A 14,855-nucleotide genomic window follows, 5' to 3' on the forward strand; every position below is an offset into this window, starting at 1 on the left:
CGCGCCGGCGGACCCGGCCGCGTGCACGCTGGCCGGTCGTCTCTCGCCCGAGCCGGCATGACCCACCGGATCCTCGTGCCCTCCACGGCTCTGCTGTGGGGGTTGCAGATCGCCTTCCTCAATCCCGCACTCGCCCTGATCCTGACCGCACTGTTCGACGCCTCCACCACCGAGCTCGGCTGGGCCCTGGCGCTCTACAACACGAGTGGCCTGATCGCCTCGCTGGTGGTCCCCGCGCGCGCTGACCGGACCGGGGACTACCTGCGGCCGATGCTGGTCAGCGGCGGGCTGTCGATAGCCCTGGCCCTCGTGCTCGTGCTGACGAGCTCGCTCCAGGTCGCCGTCGCCGCGCTGATCGTGCTCGGCGGACCGGCAGGCCTGGGCAGCACCCTCCTGTTCGCCCACCTGCGTCACGCCGGCGCGACGCCGACCCAGATCGTCGACACCCGCGCCATCGTGTCCGTCGCCTGGGTAGGCGGGCCACCGTTGGCGGCCCTCGTGATCGGCTCGTTCGGGGAGAGCGGCGTCCTGTGGGTGATCGCCCTGGTCGCCGCCCTCGGCATGGGCGCCACCGCGCTGCTGGCCCGCAGCAGCCGTACCGCGACGCCGGTCAAGGACGCGGGCACGGAGGGCGACCATGCTGGTCTGTCACGTCGGGCGGTGGTGCTGATCATCGTGGCCTTCGTCCTGCTCCAGGCGACGAACGCCACCGCGACCGCGTACCTGACGGTGTACGTCACCCGACAGCTTGAGCTCGACGTCCTCTGGGCAGGTGTCGCACTCGGTGTCGCCGCCGGTCTGGAGGTTCCGGCCCTGCTGCTGATCGGCCGCCTCGGCAGCCGGTTCTCCGACCTCGGCCTCATCGTCAGCGGGTGCCTCGCCGGGATCGCCTACTACCTCCTCCTGGCCGGCGTCACGACCCCGGGGCCGCTGATCGCGATCCAGGTCCTCAACGCCTGGTCGTTCGCCGCGGTCGCCGGCACCGGGCTGTCCCTGTTCCAACGGATCATCGCCGGGCCGGGCCTGGCCACCGGGATGTACATGAACACCCGCCGCGTGGGAGCGATCCTGTCGGGCCCGGTCATCGCGATCGGCGCGAGCACACCGCTCGGCAGCCCCGGGATCTTCGTCGCCTGCGCCGCCCTCATGGTCCTCGGCCTCACCGCTACCGTCCTAGCCCACGTGATCGGCAGACGAGGCACGGAGCGCTGAGCCTCGTGCGGCCCAGGACCCGACGGGCAGCCGGGCCTGTCAGGTTGAGCTATGAGGGACCTTCGCGCTCCGCTGGTCGGTCGAGGCGGGAGCGCTCATCGACCCGAGGAGCGCGAGACGTTCCGCCGACTCGGTGCCCGGCTGGGCGTGGTAGACGACGAGCATGATGCCGTCGGTGCCGCTGACCGCGAGCTTCTCGCGGTCGAGGCGGAGGGCGCCGACGGCGGGGTGGTCGAAGGTGACGGTGGCGCCCGTGCGCTCGGCGACGTCGTGGCGTGCCCACAGGCGGCGGAACTCCGGGCTGGCGAGGGAGAGCTGGCCGACGAGCTCCACCACGCGGGGGTCGTCGATCCGGGTCCCGACGGTCCTGCGGAACGTGGCGAGCAGCGCGGCCGCGGCGCGTTCCCAGTCCTCGAAGAGGTCCTGCTCCGCGCCGTCGAGGAACACGTCCAGGAGTCTGTTGCCGCCGGGAACGAGCCGCGGCGAGACGGCCGCCGCGAGAGGGTTCGCGGCGAGGACGTCGAGGTAGCGTCCTTCGGCGAACGCGGGGAAGGGGAGCTGGGCGATGAACTGTTCGGTGCTGGCGGGGAGCACCTCGCGGCGAGGCCTGGCACGTCCTCGACGAGGCCGCTCGGCGGCCAGGCTCAGGAGATAGGTGTCGTCGTCGAGCTGGAGAACTCGCCCGATCGCCTCCAGCACCTGCGCGGACGGGCGGCGGTCACGCCCCTGCTCGAGACGCAGGTAGTACTCCGCGCTGATGCCCGAGAGCATCGCGACCTCTTCGCGGCGCAGCCCCGGCACCCGCCGGACGCCGAGGACCGGGATGCCGACCTGTTCCGGCGTGACGAGCTCGCGCCGCGCCCTGAGGTACTCACCAAGAGTGTTCGGCTCGTCGGTCATGACGTCCACGGTAAGCGGCCGTCGCCGACGCAGCGTATGCCCTGCGACTACCAGTGTCAGGAGGGATCTGGGTAGTGCTCGGCGGGCCGCGCAGGATCGGGGTACCACTGAGACGGACGCTACGGAGAGGCCTTCCATGTCACACGTTCTTGTCACCGGCGGTTCCGGGTTCATCGCCGGGCACGTCATCGTCCAGCTCCTGGACCAGGGGCACACGGTGCGCAGCACCCTTCGTTCCCTGCGCAAGGAGGGCGCCGTGCGCGACGTGCTCCGCGCCGCCGGCGTCACGCGTCACGAGGCGCTGACCTTCGTCGAGGCCGACCTGATGCAGGACGCCGGATGGGCGGAAGCGGTCGCCGGGACGGACTTCGTCCTGCATGTCGCGTCGCCCGTGCACACGGGCAAGGCGAAGGACGAGGAGGAGGTCATCGCCCCCGCGCGCGACGGCGCGCTCCGTGTGCTGCGCGCTGCCCGGGACGCGGGCGTCCGCCGGGTGGTCCTCACCTCCGCCTTCCACGCCGTCGGGTTCGGCCACGGACACATCGACCACGTCTTCACCGAGGCGGACTGGTCGCCGCTCTTCGGCCGGGGAGTCGACGCTTACGGGCGTAGCAAGATCCTCGCCGAACGCGCGGCCTGGGACTTCGTCGCGACGTCCGGCGGCCCGATGGAGCTGACGACGATCCTGCCGGTCGCCGTCATGGGTCCGGTCATGGGCGATGACGTGTCCGGCGCCAACCACATCGTGCAGAACAGCCTGAACGGGCGGATGCCGGGCTACCCGAACATGTTCGTCCCGATCGTCGACGTGCGGGACGTCGCCACGGTCCATGTCGCCGCGATGACCGCGCCCGGTGCGGCCGGCGAGCGATTCCTGGTCGGCACGGGGGAGCCTGCGGTCGCGATGAAGGAGATCGGCGCGGTCCTGAGGAGTGACCTCGGTGCGGCGGCGTCGAAGGTGCCGACCCGGACGATCCCGGACGTCGTGGTGAAGGCGACCGCCCTGTTCAACGACGAGTACAAGTCCGTCGCCGCCGACCTCGGCTACGTCAAGCGGGTGTCGAACGAGAAGACCCGTTCCGTCCTCGGCATCAGCCCCCGGCCGGCTCGTGAGGCGATCCTCGCCGCGGGTCGCAGCATGGTCGCCCGCGGACTCGCCGACTGACCCGGACGCAGGGCCGGGTGGTACTGGCAGAGCCATGACCAGCGGAGCCAGCCAGGCGCTACCGGAGGGCCGGGCCGCGGGATGGGATGGTCACGGGCCACACCACGTCGGCCCCACGACGTTCTTGAGGAGAGCTACATGGCGGTCTGGTTCATCACGGGTGCGGCCCGAGGCCTGGGTGCGGAGATCACCCGCGCCGCTCTGGCGAGCGGCCACAGCGTGGTCGCAGCGGCCCGCGACCCGCGCAGCGTGCGAGAGGCCTTTCCCGACGCGGGAGCGCAGCTCTTGCCGGTAGCGCTCGACGTGACCGACGCCGGCCAGGTCCAGGCCGCCGTCGACGCCGGTGTCGAAGCCTTCGGCCGCATCGACGTGCTGGTCAACAATGCCGGTCGCGGGCTGCTGGGTGCCGTCGAGGAGGCGAGCGACGCGGAGGTCCGCGCCGTGTATGAGACCAACGTCTTCGGGCTCCTGTCCGTGACCCGCGCGGTGCTGCCGCTCCTGCGCGCCCAGCGCTCCGGGCACGTCGTCAACCTGTCCTCCGTCGGGGGCTTCGTCAGCTCGCCCGGCTGGGGCATCTACACCTCGACGAAGTTCGCCGTCGAGGGCTTCTCCGAGTCGATGGCCCTGGAGCTGGCTCCGCTCGGGATCGGCGTCACGCTGGTCGAGCCCGGGTACTTCCGCACCGACTTCCTCGACTCTTCGAGCCTGCACGAGGCCGCCGTCGCGATCGAGGACTACGCCGGCGGCCCCGCAGGAGCCATGCGGACGACGGCGGAGCAGGTGAACCACCGTCAGCCCGGCGATCCCACCAAGGCCGGTCCGGCGATCGTGTCCGTGATCGACTCCGGGCGGGCCCCGCTCCGGCTCCAGCTCGGCTCGGACTGTGTCGCCTCGGTCGAGGCGAAGCTGGTGGCCGTGCGGACCGAGCTCGACGCCTGGCGCGAGGTCGCAGCCTCCACGGACCACGACGACGTCGGGGCCGTGGCGGGCTGACGCGAGAGCCCCCCGGCCGAGAGCGGTGTCAGACCAGGGTCCGCAGCGCCCACGTGCGGAAGTCCGTGGTGGGCAGGCCCAGGGCCCTGACGTGCTCCGGCCGGGCGGGCGTGCCGTTCGCGTTGATCCGCTCGACGCCGTTGACCATGGCGGGCAGCATGCCGCGCTCGACGGCCTCGTGCGGGGTGAGCACGGGGGCGCTGACCGGGCGACCCAGGACCTCGCTGAGGATCTCGGCGGTCTCGGTCATCGTCAGCATCTCGCCGGCGAGCTCGACGTCCATGTGGTCGAGCCTGCCGGGCTCGGTGAACGCGGTCGCCGCGGTCTCCCCGATGTCGTCGACGGCGATCCAGGGGATCCGGGTGTCCGCGGCGAACCCGGTGATGATCGTGCCGTCGGACCAGTCACCGAAGATGTAGGACCAGCCGGTCAGGTTCTCCATGAAGGTCGCCGGCTTGAGCACCGTCCAGTGCTCGAAGCCGCCGGTCCGTACCGCCTCGTCGACGGCGTCCTTGCTCTCCCAGTAGTGCCTGTCCCAGCGGCCCTCGGCCCAGCCGGGCTGGGTGCGGGCGAAGTCCCCGGCGCCGGAGACGCTGCTGTGCACGACGTGCGAGACGCCCGCCTTGCGCGCCGCCTCGACGACGTTCCGGCCCCGGGCCATCTCCGTGTCGCCCTCCAGGTTGCTGACGTCGGGGAACGGGATGGAGAACACGCCGTCCGCTCCCTCGGCGGCCGCGAGCAGCGACGCCGCGTCGTCCAGGTCGCCGACGACCAGGTCGGCTCCTCGTTCCTCCAGGGCCTTCGCCTTGTCGGAGCCGGTGTCACGGACCAGTGCGCGGACCGGGACACCGCGGTCGAGCAGGGCCCGGGCCGTGGCCCCGCCCTGGTTGCCCGTCGCGCCGATGACCAGAACCGTCATGCTGCCTCCAAAGCTAAGTGGGGTATCGCCCCGTTTGCTGGTTCGGCTAACATATGGGGGACCACCCCACTTTGGCAACGGCGGACCATGAGAGCTGACGCACAACGCAACTACAGCCGCATCGTGAGTGCGGCGTCCGAGGCGATCGCCCGCGACGGCGCCGACGCGTCGCTCGAGGCGATCGCACGGTCGGCGGGGGTGGGCTCGGCCACGCTGCACCGCCACTTCCCGTCGCGCTGGTCGCTGCTGGAAGCCGTCTTCCGCGACCGCATCGACGGCCTGTGCGCCCGCGCTGAGGAGCTGCGGACCGCGCCGGACGCCCTCGAGGCGCTGAGTACCTGGCTCCGGGACGTGGCCGCGTACTCGACGACGACCCGTGGTCTGGCGGCGTCGATCCTGAACGCGCCGGCAGAGGAGAGCGACTCCTGCGGGACGACGCTCGTCGCGGCGGGTGAGCCGTTGCGCCGCCGTGCGGTGGAGGAGGGCTCGGTGCGCCCCGACGTCGTGATGGCCGACCTGATGACCCTGGTCAACGCGATCTCGCTCGCCGCGCAGGACGCCGGCGCGGCGGAGGCGGAGCGGCTGGTCACGCTCGCCCTGGAGGGGGTCCGCCCGCGGGCGTCCGCACACCTCGCCGGGACCGCGACCGCCGGGAGCTAAGGATCGGTGGAAGGATCGGCCGGGTGAACCCGAGTGTTGAGCTGCCTCCCGCACCGGACCGTGCCCCGGACGTCGAGGACGACTTCACCGGAGGGCCGGACCCCAGGCTCTGGGTACCGCACTACCTGCCGCACTGGACCACGCCCGACCGGTCCGCGGCCCGGTACCGGGAGACGGCGGGCGGCCTGGAGCTGCTCGTCGAGGCCGATCAACCGGACTGGCGTCCCGAGGACACGCCGCTGCGCGTCTCCAACCTGCAGACCGGCACGTACTCCGGCCCGGCCGGCTCGCGCCGGGGGACGCACCGGCACCGGGCGGACGGCCTCGTCGTCCGCACCCCGACGCCGACGCGTCTGCTCTGGGCGCCGTCGGCGGGCAGGGTCGAGATCACCGTCAGCGCGACCCGCGACCTCGGATGCATGCTCGCCGCCTGGCTGGTCGGCACCGAGCACGACGACGAGACCGCGGCCGGCGAGATCTGCGTCTTCGAGATCGACGCCGCGGCCATCGGCGCCACCACCACGGCGCGCACGGGGATCAAGGCGCACCACGACCCCGGGCTGACGACCGACATGAGCGAGGTCCCGCTGCCCTTCGACGCGACGGCGCCGCACACCTGGACGGTCGTCTGGGGTCGGGGCGAGACCGTGATCGGATGCCAGGGCCGGGTGCTGCGGCGCATCGCGCAGAGCCCGGGCTACCCGCTCTTCCTGATGGTCGACCTCTTCGAGATCGGCGCGCCGGGCGGCACCTACCCGAAGGCCGCCGTCGTGCACCGCGTGCGCGGTTGGGAGTTCTCGCGGTGAGCAGCGGATGGCCGGCCATCATGACGTCGGTGCGGGAGGGGGCCGGCGGCCCCTGGTCGTGCCCGGAGTGCGACGAGTTCGCCGTCGAGCTGGGTCAGCGGTTCGTGCGTCGCGGGGTCGTCGAGTCCACGCTGCTCTGCCTCGCCTGCCAGGCCGGGGCCGACGTCGTTGACCCGTGATGTCCGTAGGCCCTAGCCTGACCGCCAGGCGTTCAGGACCTGTCCGAGTCAAAGGAGACCTCGCGAGGCTGGGTCCGGCCACCCCACCACCCACGGAACCGCAGATGATGCCGAGCTCACCGCCCGCGACGATGACAGCGCTGACATAGGCCGCCGTCGGACGGCGTCGGGGCCGCTCGGAGCACCACCGGACGAAACCACCGGACGAAGGAGCGAACGATGAGGTTCACCAGAGCTGCCGCCACGGTCGTCGCGCTGGCCTGCGCGCTGGGGGTCGCGGCCCCCGCCGACGCGGAACAGGGCGGCGCGGGGCAGGGCAGCACTCAGCAGAGTGCCGCGGAGCAGGGCGGCGCCCCCGCGGTGTCGCAGCGCACGCAGGTGCAGCGGGCGGTCGCGTCGTACGACGCGATGCGCGAGTACATGGCCGCGGACGACGGCTCCGGCCTCTACCGCGAGCGGTACCCGAGCGGGGCCGACGACCGCACCTACTCGTTCGAGTGGCCGCACTCCCAGGCGCACGTCGCGACGCTCGACCTCACCGGGCTGCCCGGAGCCGTGGGGCGGTCGTTCGAGGACGACCTCGCCGACGTCGCCCGCGGGCAGGAGCACTTCTGGAACGCCGACGGCGGCACCACCGGGCTGCCCGGCTACGACTCCTACCCGCGCGCCCCGTACGGCGGTGGCGGCGACATGTTCTACGACGACAACGAGTGGGTCGCGCTCGCCAAGGTGCAGCAGTACCTGGCGACCGGCGACGAGGCGGCGCTCGGACGTGCCGAGGAGATCTTCGAGCTCGTGGTCTCCGGGTGGGACACCGACCCGTCGCACCCGGCGCCCGGCGGCGTGTTCTGGACCCAGGCCACCTGGAGCACCGACCGCAACACCGTCTCCACGATGCCCGGCGCGCAGCTCGCCACCCGCCTCTACATGATCACCGGGGACCCGAGCTACCTCGACTGGGCGCAGCGGATGGTGGGGTGGACCGACGAGCACCTGCTCGCGCCGAACGGCCTCTACTGGGACAACATCAAGCTCGACGGGTCGATCGACCGCACGCAGTGGTCGTACAACCAGGGCGTGCCGCTCGGCACCTACACCCTGCTGTACGAGGCGACGGGCGACCAGCGCTACCTGAGGAAGGCGAAGGCGATCGCGGCGGCGTCGTACCGCTATTACGTCACCGAGGGGCGGCTGGACGGCCAGCCGATGTTCTTCAACTCCATCTGGTTCAAGAACCTCCTGCTGCTGGAGTCCGTGACCGGCGGCACGAAGTACCGGGGCGCCATGGCGGACTACGCCGACCAGCAGTGGCGCACCGAGCGCGAGCCCGCGACCGGCCTGTTCAACGCCGGGGACGAGCACACCGAGCTGCTGGAGCAGGCGGCGATGGTCCAGATCTACGCGACCCTGGCGTGGCCGCGCGGGCAGGCGTCGATCCTGTACTGAGCTCCTGTACTCACGCCTCGGCGGAGGCGTTGCGAACGGCCGGGCCGGGCCCCGAGAGGGATCCGGCCCGGCCTGCTCCTGCGCGCAGTGCCCGGGTCAGCGGGAGTGCGGCTCGACGGGGTGGTTCCCGCGGATCACGTCGGCGGCGTCGTACCGGTCCTTGACCCGGCGCAGCCGGTCGAGCGCCGCGTCGTCCGCGAAGGGAGCGCCGCCGCGGCGCTCGGCGAAGTTCAGGTACGAGACGGGCGCCGTCCACGGCCGCAGCGCGTCGCGCAGGCGGTCCAGGACGACGTGCGTCGCCTTGACGGTCTGCTCGTCGGGGGTCAGCGCGGCGCTGAAGAGCGCGTAGCGGGCCTCGAAGCCGTTCACGGCACCACCGGTCGACGCGTCCGGGGCGAGGGCTCCGCCGAGGTGGCGGAGCTCCGTGGAGAGCAAGGGGAAGTCGGCGTCCGGGCCGGCGACCGACAGGAAGGTGTCGAGCGCCTCGGCCGTCAGGTCCGTCAGGAGGAACCCGTCACCGACGGCGGGAGCGGGCCCGGGCGGGTCCATGTGGATGGTCTCCAGCTCGACCGGGGTGGTCGGGTGCACGGTGTCCATCACCGGACCGAGATCGCGCAGCGGCGCGAGCAGGTGGTCCGTCGCGGTCTGTCCGAGGAGGGAGACCACCTCGACCACGGCGAACGACTGGCCGCGGACCGGCTCGGGGATCTCCAGGACCGGCGGGAAGCGGAGCAGCCGCCCGAGCGACGTGACCTCCGGCGGGACGAGGGCGGTCCACTGCCGCCAGGCCTCCAGCACCTCGGCCGCGCGGCCGAGGGGGAAGAACAGGGTGCCGCCGTGCAGCTCGGGCACCCGCACCAGGCCGAGCTCCAGCGCGGTGACGACGGCGAAGCTGCCGCCGCCGCCCCTCAGGGCCCAGAACAGCTCGGGCTCGCTGGTGGCGTCGACGTGCCGCAGCACGCCGTCGGCGGTCACGACGTCGGCCGAGACGACGTGGTTGGCGGCCAGGCCGTGGGCGCGTCCCAGCCAGGACAGGCCTCCGCCGAGGGTGTAGCCGACGACGCCGACGTCGGCCGCGGTGCCCGCCAGCCCGGCCAGCCCGTGCGGTGCGACGGCGGCCGTCACGTCGCCCCAGAGCGCACCGGCGCCGACGCGGACGGTGGCAGCCGTGGGGTCCACGGAGATGTCGGTCAGGCCCGTGGTGCGCAGCAGCACCGTCCCGGCGAGCGGGCCGAGGGGCGCCGCGTTGTGGCCGGTCGACTGCGCCGCGACCCGCAGGCCGGCGGCGCGGGCGGCGTTCACGGTCGCGATCACGTCGGCGGTGGTGGCCGCGACGACGACGGCGTCGGGCCGCTGGTCGACCGCGAGCTGCCAGGCCTGGCGGGCGTCGTCCCAGCCGGAGTCGCCCGGCAGGACGAGGCTCCCGTCGAGCTCCGCCCGCAGCGTCGCTGCGTCGAGGGTGTTGGTGGACATAAGTGCTCCAGTTCGGGTCTTCGGGTCGGGTGGGGCGCCCCCGACGCTAGGGCGCCGAGCCCGTGAGCGGTGGAGTTATTACACTTCCGAAAGACTCTCTGACCTGGGCGTTCACCGCTCACGCACCATCACTGGCTGTCGAGGTCGGGGGATATCCCCCCTGCCGACGGCGGATCCCTCCCTACCGGGGCCCAGCGGCCGAAACCTACGTTCGTGGGCATGCAGATCAGACGAAGCCCCTACGTTTCCGCGTCCCGCGACCGGTCCGGGGAGGCGCCGGCATGACCGTCGTCGCCGACTCCCCGGCCCGCCCCGAGAGGGGGCATCCCGCACGCATCTGCAGGCCCGCGATCGGCGCCCTGGGCGTCCTCGCCCTCGCGCTCGGCACGCTGCAGACCGTGGTGGATCCGGCGCGACCGCTGCTGGAGCGCGAGCTGGGGGTCGACTCGGCCGCCGCGGCCCTGGTCGCGAGCACGCTGCTGATCACCGGCGCGATCGTCGCGCCCATCGCGGGCAAGCTCGGCGACCGCTACGGCGGCAAGCGGGTCCTGCTCGCGCTGATGGCGCTCGTCTCGGCGGGAGGTGTGCTCTCCAGCCTCGCGCCCGGCCTGCCGGTGCTCCTGATCGGCCAGACGCTCCAGGGCGCCATGGTCGGCGCCCTGCCGCTGTCGTTCATCCTGGTGCGCAAGAACTTCCCGGAGGGGCAGACGCAGGTCGCCGTCGGGGTGGTCAGCGCGCTGTTCACCGCCGGGGGCATCATCGGGACGCTGGTCGCCGGGCCGCTGGCGGAGGGCCTGTCCTGGCACTGGATCTTCGCGGTGCCGACGATCGTGATCGTCGCGGCCTCGCTCGGGGTGCTCCGGCTGATGCCGGACGACTCGCCGAGCCGGCAGGACACCGCGATCGACTGGCCGGGCGTGGCCCTGCTCAGCGCCACCCTCCTGGCGCTCATGCTCGGCCTCCTGGTGGTGACCGGTGGCGGCGTCCCGCCGCTGGCGGTCGGCGGCATCATCCTGGTCGTCGCTGCGCTGGCCGTGGCGTGGGTGGCCGTCGAACGCCGCGCGGTCTCGCCGATGGTCGAGCTGCGCATGCTCGCGGCGCCCGCCCTGTGGAGCGCGAGCGTGCTCACCGTCGCCGTCGCGGCCGTCTCCGCGATGCTGCAGACGTTCGTGCCCAAGCTGTTCGGGGTCTCGGGCGACGGCTACGGTCTGGGCCTGGACACCACCGAGATCGGCCTGTTCCTGATGCCCGCGTCCGTCGCCGGCGTGCTGGCGGGTTCGGTCGGCGGGCTCGCGGTGCGGAGGTACGGGGCGCGTGCGGTGGCGACGGCGGGCGCCGTCGCGACCGCGGGCGTGCTCGTCGCCGTCGCGGCGCTCCACGACACCGTGTGGCAGCTCGTCGTCGCGCGGACGCTGGTCGCCTTCGTCGGCGGCCTGATCACCACGGCCCTGCTGGCGAACACCGCCACCGCCGTGGCCGCCGAGGACACCGGGATCGCCACCAGCCTGCTCGTGGTGATCCGCCTGGTCGGCGCCGTCGCGGGCGGCCAGGTCGCCGGCTCGATCCTCGACGCGGGGCACGACCCGGCGACGGGAGCGCCCGCCGAGTCGGCCTTCGTCACGGGGTTCCTCGTCGCCGCCCTCGTGATCGCGCTCTCGCTGTTCGCCGCCCGCCACCTGACGAAGGAAGTCCGGTCATGACCTCACGTTCCCGCTCTGCCTCGCACTCCGCCCCGCACCCTGCCCCGCGCACGGTCCTCGTCGTCGGCGCCAGCATCGCCGGCCCGACGCTCGCGTACTGGCTGCACCGGTCCGGCTTCGCCGTGACCGTCGTCGAGAAGGCGCACGCCCCGCGCGGAGGCGGCTACCCGATCGACGTGCGTGGCACCGCGCTCGACGTGGTCCGCCGGATGGGTGTGTTGCCGCGGTTGCGGGCCGCGCACGTCGACACCGGGCGGTTCACCTTCCTCGACGCCGACGGCGGCGAGATCGTCTCCCTGCATCCCTCCGCGGTCGCGCGCAGCGTCGAGGGGCAGGGCCTCGAGGTGGCGCGCGGGGACCTGACGGCGGCGCTGTACGCCACGGTCCGGGACGACGTCGAGCTCCGGTTCGACGACCACGTCACCGCGCTCGACGAGCATCAGCACGGCGTCGACGTCACCTTCCGCAGCGGCGCGCGCCGCACCTTCGACCTGGTGGTCGGCGCGGACGGCGTGCACTCGGGCACCCGGGCGCTCGCCTTCGGGCCCGAGGACCGGTTCCACCGGTACCTCGGCTACGCGTTCGCGGTGTTCACCATGCCCAACACCCTGGGCCTGACGCACGAGCTCATGATGTGGAGCGCCCCGGGCAGGGCCGCGGCCCTGTACGCCACCGGAGGGGCCGACGACGCCGTGCACGCGTTCCTGAACTTCCACCGGCCGGCGCTGCCGTCCCACGCGCTGCGAGACCCGGACGCACAGCGCGACCTGGTCACGAGCGCCTACGCCGGTGCGGGCCGGCAGGTCGCAGGGATCGTCGATGCCATGCACGAGGCCGACGACCTGTTCTTCGACACGGCGGGCCAGATCCGCATGCCCCGATGGTCGAGCGGCCGCGTGGCGCTCGTCGGCGACGCCGCGTTCGCGCCGTCGTTCCTGACGGGACAGGGGTCGAGCCTCGCGCTCGTCGGGGCCTACATGCTCGCCAGGTCCCTGGCGGAGCACCGGAGCCACGTCGCGGCCTTCGCGGCCTACGAGCGCGACACTCGCGAGTTCGTGACGAAGAACCAGGCGCTGGTGGCCGACGGTGGCGCGCGGCTCTTCCCGACGACCGCCGAGGCGCTGGAGCGGCGCAACACCATGCTCCGCGCTCTCGTCGCCATGCCGGGGACGACGCCGGAGCCGGCCCACTCGGAGCTCGTGCTCCCGGAGCCGGCCGCGCCCTGGCCCGGTCGTGGAGGAAAACCGCACCTCACCCGGAGGTAAACCCCCTGTCCCGGGCGGGCCGCGCCACGGCACCCTGACAGGATGAAGTTCATGACCTCCGACTCGCCGGCACACAGGCCCGGACCGAGCTCCCGGACGAAGCGGCTGCTCGGTGCGCCCCGCGCCGCGGCCACATGGCGCTCGTACGGCTACCTGTGGCTCATGCTGCTCCTGGCTCCGTTCGCTCTCGCCTATGTGCTGGCCACGGTGTTGTTCAGCACCGTGGGCGCGGTGACGGTCGTGGGTCTGTTCGCAGCCGGCGCGCTCGTGGTGGGCGGCCGGTCGTGGGGCGGCGTCTACCGCGGCCTGGCCGAGCGCCTGCTCGGCGCCCCGGTGGCCGCGCCCCCGGCCCGCCGGCCACGCGACGGCTTCTGGGCGTGGCTCGGTGGTGCGCTCGGCGACGCGGCGGGCTGGCGGGCACTGCTGTTCATGCTCGCGGCCCTGCCTGTGACGCTCGTGGGGCTCGTCGCGAGCTCGGTGTTCCTCCTGCTCGGGCTCGGCGGGGTCACGTACTGGTCCTGGTTCTGGTCGCTGCCTGCCGAGCTGGCCATGGACGACCGGTGGCACAACCCCGCCGGTCTCGCGGTGGTCGCGGCGGGCGGGGTGGCCGTGCTCGTCCTGTGGCCGCTGGTCGTGTCGGCGTTCGTCGCCCTGCTGACGCTGCTGACCCGGGCGCTGCTCGGGCCGACGGCGGCGGGCCTGCGCGTCGCCGAGCTGGAGCGTTCGCGCGCGGGCGCCGTGGAGGACGCCGACGCCCGGCTGCGCCGGATCGAGCGCGACCTGCACGACGGTACCCAGGCGCGCCTGGTCGCCGTCGGCATGCAGCTCGGGGAGGCGCGCGAGCAGCTCGTCTCTGGTGACACGGGCGCGGTCGGCGAGCTCCTCGACATCGCGCACGCGTCCACCAAGGACGCCCTCACCGAGCTGCGGGAGCTGGCCCGCGGCATCCACCCGCCGGCCCTCGACAGCGGCCTCGCGGTCGCCGTCGAGACGCTCGCCGCGCGGGCGCCGCTGCCGGTCACTGCACACGTCGACCCGGCGTTGGAGGAGGGCGGCCGCCTGGCACCCGCCGTCGAGTCGATCGTCTACTTCTCGATCGTCGAACTGGTGACCAACGCGGCCAAGCACGCCGCCGCGTCCCGGGTCCACGTGCTGGTCGACGCCGACTCCGGCACCGGGGGAGCGGGCGGGACCGTGCGCATCCGGGTGCGCGACGACGGGCGCGGTGGCGCCGTCGTCGTCACGCCGGACGGGTCCGGGGTGCGCTCCGGACTGGCCGGGGTCTCCGAGCGGGTCCGCTCGGTCGACGGCACGTTCGACCTGTCCAGCCCGGCCGGCGGGCCCACCGTCATCAGCCTCGTCATCCCGGCCCTGCGTGCCGTGGCGCCGGGCGCGCGCCGCACGGCCGCGGGCGGCCGGGCATGACCGGGCCGGAGCCCGCACGGGCGGGCGGCCTGCGTGTCGTGCTCGCCGAGGACACGGGCATCCTGCGTGACGGGCTGGTCTCGCTGCTGGAGCGGCGCGGTCACGAGGTGACGGCGGTGGCGGACGGCGAGAGCCTCGAACGCGAGGTCGTGCTCCAGGCGGCCGAGTCCCTGCCCGACGTCGTCGTCGCGGACATCCGTATGCCGCCCACCTTCACCGACGAGGGCCTGCGCGCGGTCCTGGCGCTGCGCGAGAGGTTTCCCGGGCTGCCGGTGCTGCTCTTCTCGCAGTACGTGGAGACGCGGTACGCCGCGGCGCTGCTCCAGGGCGACCCGCGCGGCGTCGGGTACCTCCTCAAGGACCGCGTGGTCGACGTCGGCGAGTTCGCGCAGGCGCTGGTGCGGGTCGCCGGGGGCGAGACGGTGCTCGACCCGGAGGTCGTCTCGCAGCTCATGGGCGCCTCCGAGCAGGACGAAGGCCGGGCGCGCTTGTCCGCCAGGGAACGCGAGGTGCTCGACCTCCTGGCGCAGGGCCGTTCGAACAGCGCCGTCGCGGAGGCCTTGTTCCTCTCCCTGGGTGCGGTGGAGAAGAACGTCGCGGCGATCTTCCAGAAGCTGGACCTGCCGTACGACGCCGCGGACAACCGGAGGGTGCTGGCGGTGCTCCGCTACCTGGGGGTCTGAGCCGAGACCCGTGTCCGAGCCGGGCCGGG

14 protein-coding genes are annotated in these 14,855 nt (G+C 73.2%); 11 read left to right on the forward strand and 3 right to left on the reverse strand.

All coding sequences use genetic code 11. The annotated features are described in order from the left end of the window. Positions 1-57: 57 nt before the first annotated feature. Entirely contained in the window at positions 58-1,212 is a 1,155-nt protein-coding gene (locus FHX71_RS08955) for an MFS transporter (protein WP_182615482.1), read from the forward strand. 39 nt (positions 1,213-1,251) lie between these two features. On the opposite strand, the gene FHX71_RS08960 is transcribed toward FHX71_RS08955, so the two are convergent. Continuing rightward, positions 1,252-2,112 (reverse strand): helix-turn-helix domain-containing protein, encoded by an 861-nt coding sequence (locus tag FHX71_RS08960; RefSeq protein WP_182615484.1) that lies wholly within the window; start codon positions 2,110-2,112, stop codon positions 1,252-1,254. A 136-nt stretch (positions 2,113-2,248) separates the two neighbouring features. Between FHX71_RS08960 and FHX71_RS08965 the strand changes: the two genes are divergently transcribed. Next, entirely contained in the window at positions 2,249-3,277 is a 1,029-nt protein-coding gene (locus FHX71_RS08965) for an NAD-dependent epimerase/dehydratase family protein (protein ID WP_182615486.1), read from the forward strand. A gap of 138 nt (positions 3,278-3,415) precedes the next feature. Next, complete coding sequence (locus FHX71_RS08970; protein WP_182615488.1) at positions 3,416-4,270, forward strand: oxidoreductase; 855 nt, start codon at positions 3,416-3,418, stop codon at positions 4,268-4,270. Between the two features lie 28 nt (positions 4,271-4,298). On the opposite strand, the gene FHX71_RS08975 is transcribed toward FHX71_RS08970, so the two are convergent. Beyond that, positions 4,299-5,189 carry an NmrA family NAD(P)-binding protein gene (locus FHX71_RS08975; RefSeq protein WP_182615490.1) on the reverse strand — a complete coding sequence of 297 codons (891 nt, stop codon included), beginning with the start codon at positions 5,187-5,189 and terminating at the stop codon, positions 4,299-4,301. 87 nt (positions 5,190-5,276) lie between these two features. On the opposite strand from FHX71_RS08975, the gene FHX71_RS08980 reads away from it, so the two are divergent. The 4 genes from FHX71_RS08980 to FHX71_RS08995 all read left to right on the forward strand — a co-directional run bounded on the left by FHX71_RS08980 (position 5,277) and on the right by FHX71_RS08995 (position 8,280). After that, the gene (locus FHX71_RS08980; RefSeq protein ID WP_182615492.1) at positions 5,277-5,849 is read left to right on the forward strand and encodes a TetR/AcrR family transcriptional regulator; all 573 of its coding nucleotides are present in this window, start codon (positions 5,277-5,279) and stop codon (positions 5,847-5,849) included. A 23-nt stretch (positions 5,850-5,872) separates the two neighbouring features. Continuing rightward, on the forward strand, positions 5,873-6,655 hold the full coding sequence (locus FHX71_RS08985; protein ID WP_312876976.1) for a hypothetical protein: 783 nt from the start codon (positions 5,873-5,875) through the stop codon (positions 6,653-6,655). Next, a complete protein-coding gene (locus tag FHX71_RS08990; RefSeq protein WP_182615494.1) occupies positions 6,652-6,834 on the forward strand; it encodes a hypothetical protein in 183 nt (60 codons plus the stop codon). Before FHX71_RS08985 ends, FHX71_RS08990 begins: the two co-directional genes overlap by 4 nt. A gap of 219 nt (positions 6,835-7,053) precedes the next feature. Further along, complete coding sequence (locus FHX71_RS08995) at positions 7,054-8,280, forward strand: glycoside hydrolase family 76 protein (protein ID WP_182615496.1); 1,227 nt, start codon at positions 7,054-7,056, stop codon at positions 8,278-8,280. A gap of 96 nt (positions 8,281-8,376) precedes the next feature. Here the strand turns inward: FHX71_RS08995 and FHX71_RS09000 are convergent, their stop codons facing one another. After that, positions 8,377-9,753 carry an FAD-binding oxidoreductase gene (locus tag FHX71_RS09000; RefSeq protein WP_182615498.1) on the reverse strand — a complete coding sequence of 459 codons (1,377 nt, stop codon included), beginning with the start codon at positions 9,751-9,753 and terminating at the stop codon, positions 8,377-8,379. A 281-nt stretch (positions 9,754-10,034) separates the two neighbouring features. Between FHX71_RS09000 and FHX71_RS09005 the strand changes: the two genes are divergently transcribed. From FHX71_RS09005 to FHX71_RS09020, 4 genes are read left to right on the forward strand one after another with little or no spacing between them, the layout of a single operon-like run. Continuing rightward, positions 10,035-11,453: an MFS transporter gene (locus FHX71_RS09005; protein ID WP_182615500.1), complete on the forward strand. Its 1,419-nt coding sequence runs from the start codon at positions 10,035-10,037 to the stop codon at positions 11,451-11,453. Continuing rightward, a complete protein-coding gene (locus tag FHX71_RS09010; RefSeq protein WP_182615502.1) occupies positions 11,450-12,718 on the forward strand; it encodes an FAD-dependent monooxygenase in 1,269 nt (422 codons plus the stop codon). The genes FHX71_RS09005 and FHX71_RS09010 overlap by 4 nt, the downstream gene beginning before the upstream one ends. Before the next feature lie 51 nt (positions 12,719-12,769). Further along, positions 12,770-14,143, forward strand: a complete 1,374-nt coding sequence (locus FHX71_RS09015; protein WP_246402403.1) for a sensor histidine kinase — start codon at positions 12,770-12,772, stop codon at positions 14,141-14,143. Beyond that, complete coding sequence (locus FHX71_RS09020) at positions 14,140-14,826, forward strand: response regulator (protein WP_220489582.1); 687 nt, start codon at positions 14,140-14,142, stop codon at positions 14,824-14,826. Before FHX71_RS09015 ends, FHX71_RS09020 begins: the two co-directional genes overlap by 4 nt. Positions 14,827-14,855: the final 29 nt, after the last annotated feature.

Source organism: Promicromonospora sukumoe, from assembly GCF_014137995.1.
Classification (GTDB): Bacteria; Actinomycetota; Actinomycetes; order Actinomycetales; family Cellulomonadaceae; genus Promicromonospora; species Promicromonospora sukumoe.

What these genes read in the sequence shown, in the direction of transcription:
- FHX71_RS09000 (WP_182615498.1), bottom strand. Translation starts at nt 9,753, where the DNA reads ATGTCCACCAACACCCTCGACGCAGCGACGCTGCGGGCGGAGCTCGAC.
- FHX71_RS09020 (WP_220489582.1), top strand. Translation starts at nt 14,140, where the DNA reads ATGACCGGGCCGGAGCCCGCACGGGCGGGCGGCCTGCGTGTCGTGCTC.
- FHX71_RS08970 (WP_182615488.1), top strand. Translation starts at nt 3,416, where the DNA reads ATGGCGGTCTGGTTCATCACGGGTGCGGCCCGAGGCCTGGGTGCGGAG.
- FHX71_RS09015 (WP_246402403.1), top strand. Translation starts at nt 12,770, where the DNA reads ATGACCTCCGACTCGCCGGCACACAGGCCCGGACCGAGCTCCCGGACG.
- FHX71_RS08975 (WP_182615490.1), bottom strand. Translation starts at nt 5,189, where the DNA reads ATGACGGTTCTGGTCATCGGCGCGACGGGCAACCAGGGCGGGGCCACG.
- FHX71_RS08955 (WP_182615482.1), top strand. Translation starts at nt 58, where the DNA reads ATGACCCACCGGATCCTCGTGCCCTCCACGGCTCTGCTGTGGGGGTTG.
- FHX71_RS09005 (WP_182615500.1), top strand. Translation starts at nt 10,035, where the DNA reads ATGACCGTCGTCGCCGACTCCCCGGCCCGCCCCGAGAGGGGGCATCCC.
- FHX71_RS08980 (WP_182615492.1), top strand. Translation starts at nt 5,277, where the DNA reads ATGAGAGCTGACGCACAACGCAACTACAGCCGCATCGTGAGTGCGGCG.
- FHX71_RS08960 (WP_182615484.1), bottom strand. Translation starts at nt 2,112, where the DNA reads ATGACCGACGAGCCGAACACTCTTGGTGAGTACCTCAGGGCGCGGCGC.
- FHX71_RS08965 (WP_182615486.1), top strand. Translation starts at nt 2,249, where the DNA reads ATGTCACACGTTCTTGTCACCGGCGGTTCCGGGTTCATCGCCGGGCAC.
- FHX71_RS09010 (WP_182615502.1), top strand. Translation starts at nt 11,450, where the DNA reads ATGACCTCACGTTCCCGCTCTGCCTCGCACTCCGCCCCGCACCCTGCC.
- FHX71_RS08995 (WP_182615496.1), top strand. Translation starts at nt 7,054, where the DNA reads ATGAGGTTCACCAGAGCTGCCGCCACGGTCGTCGCGCTGGCCTGCGCG.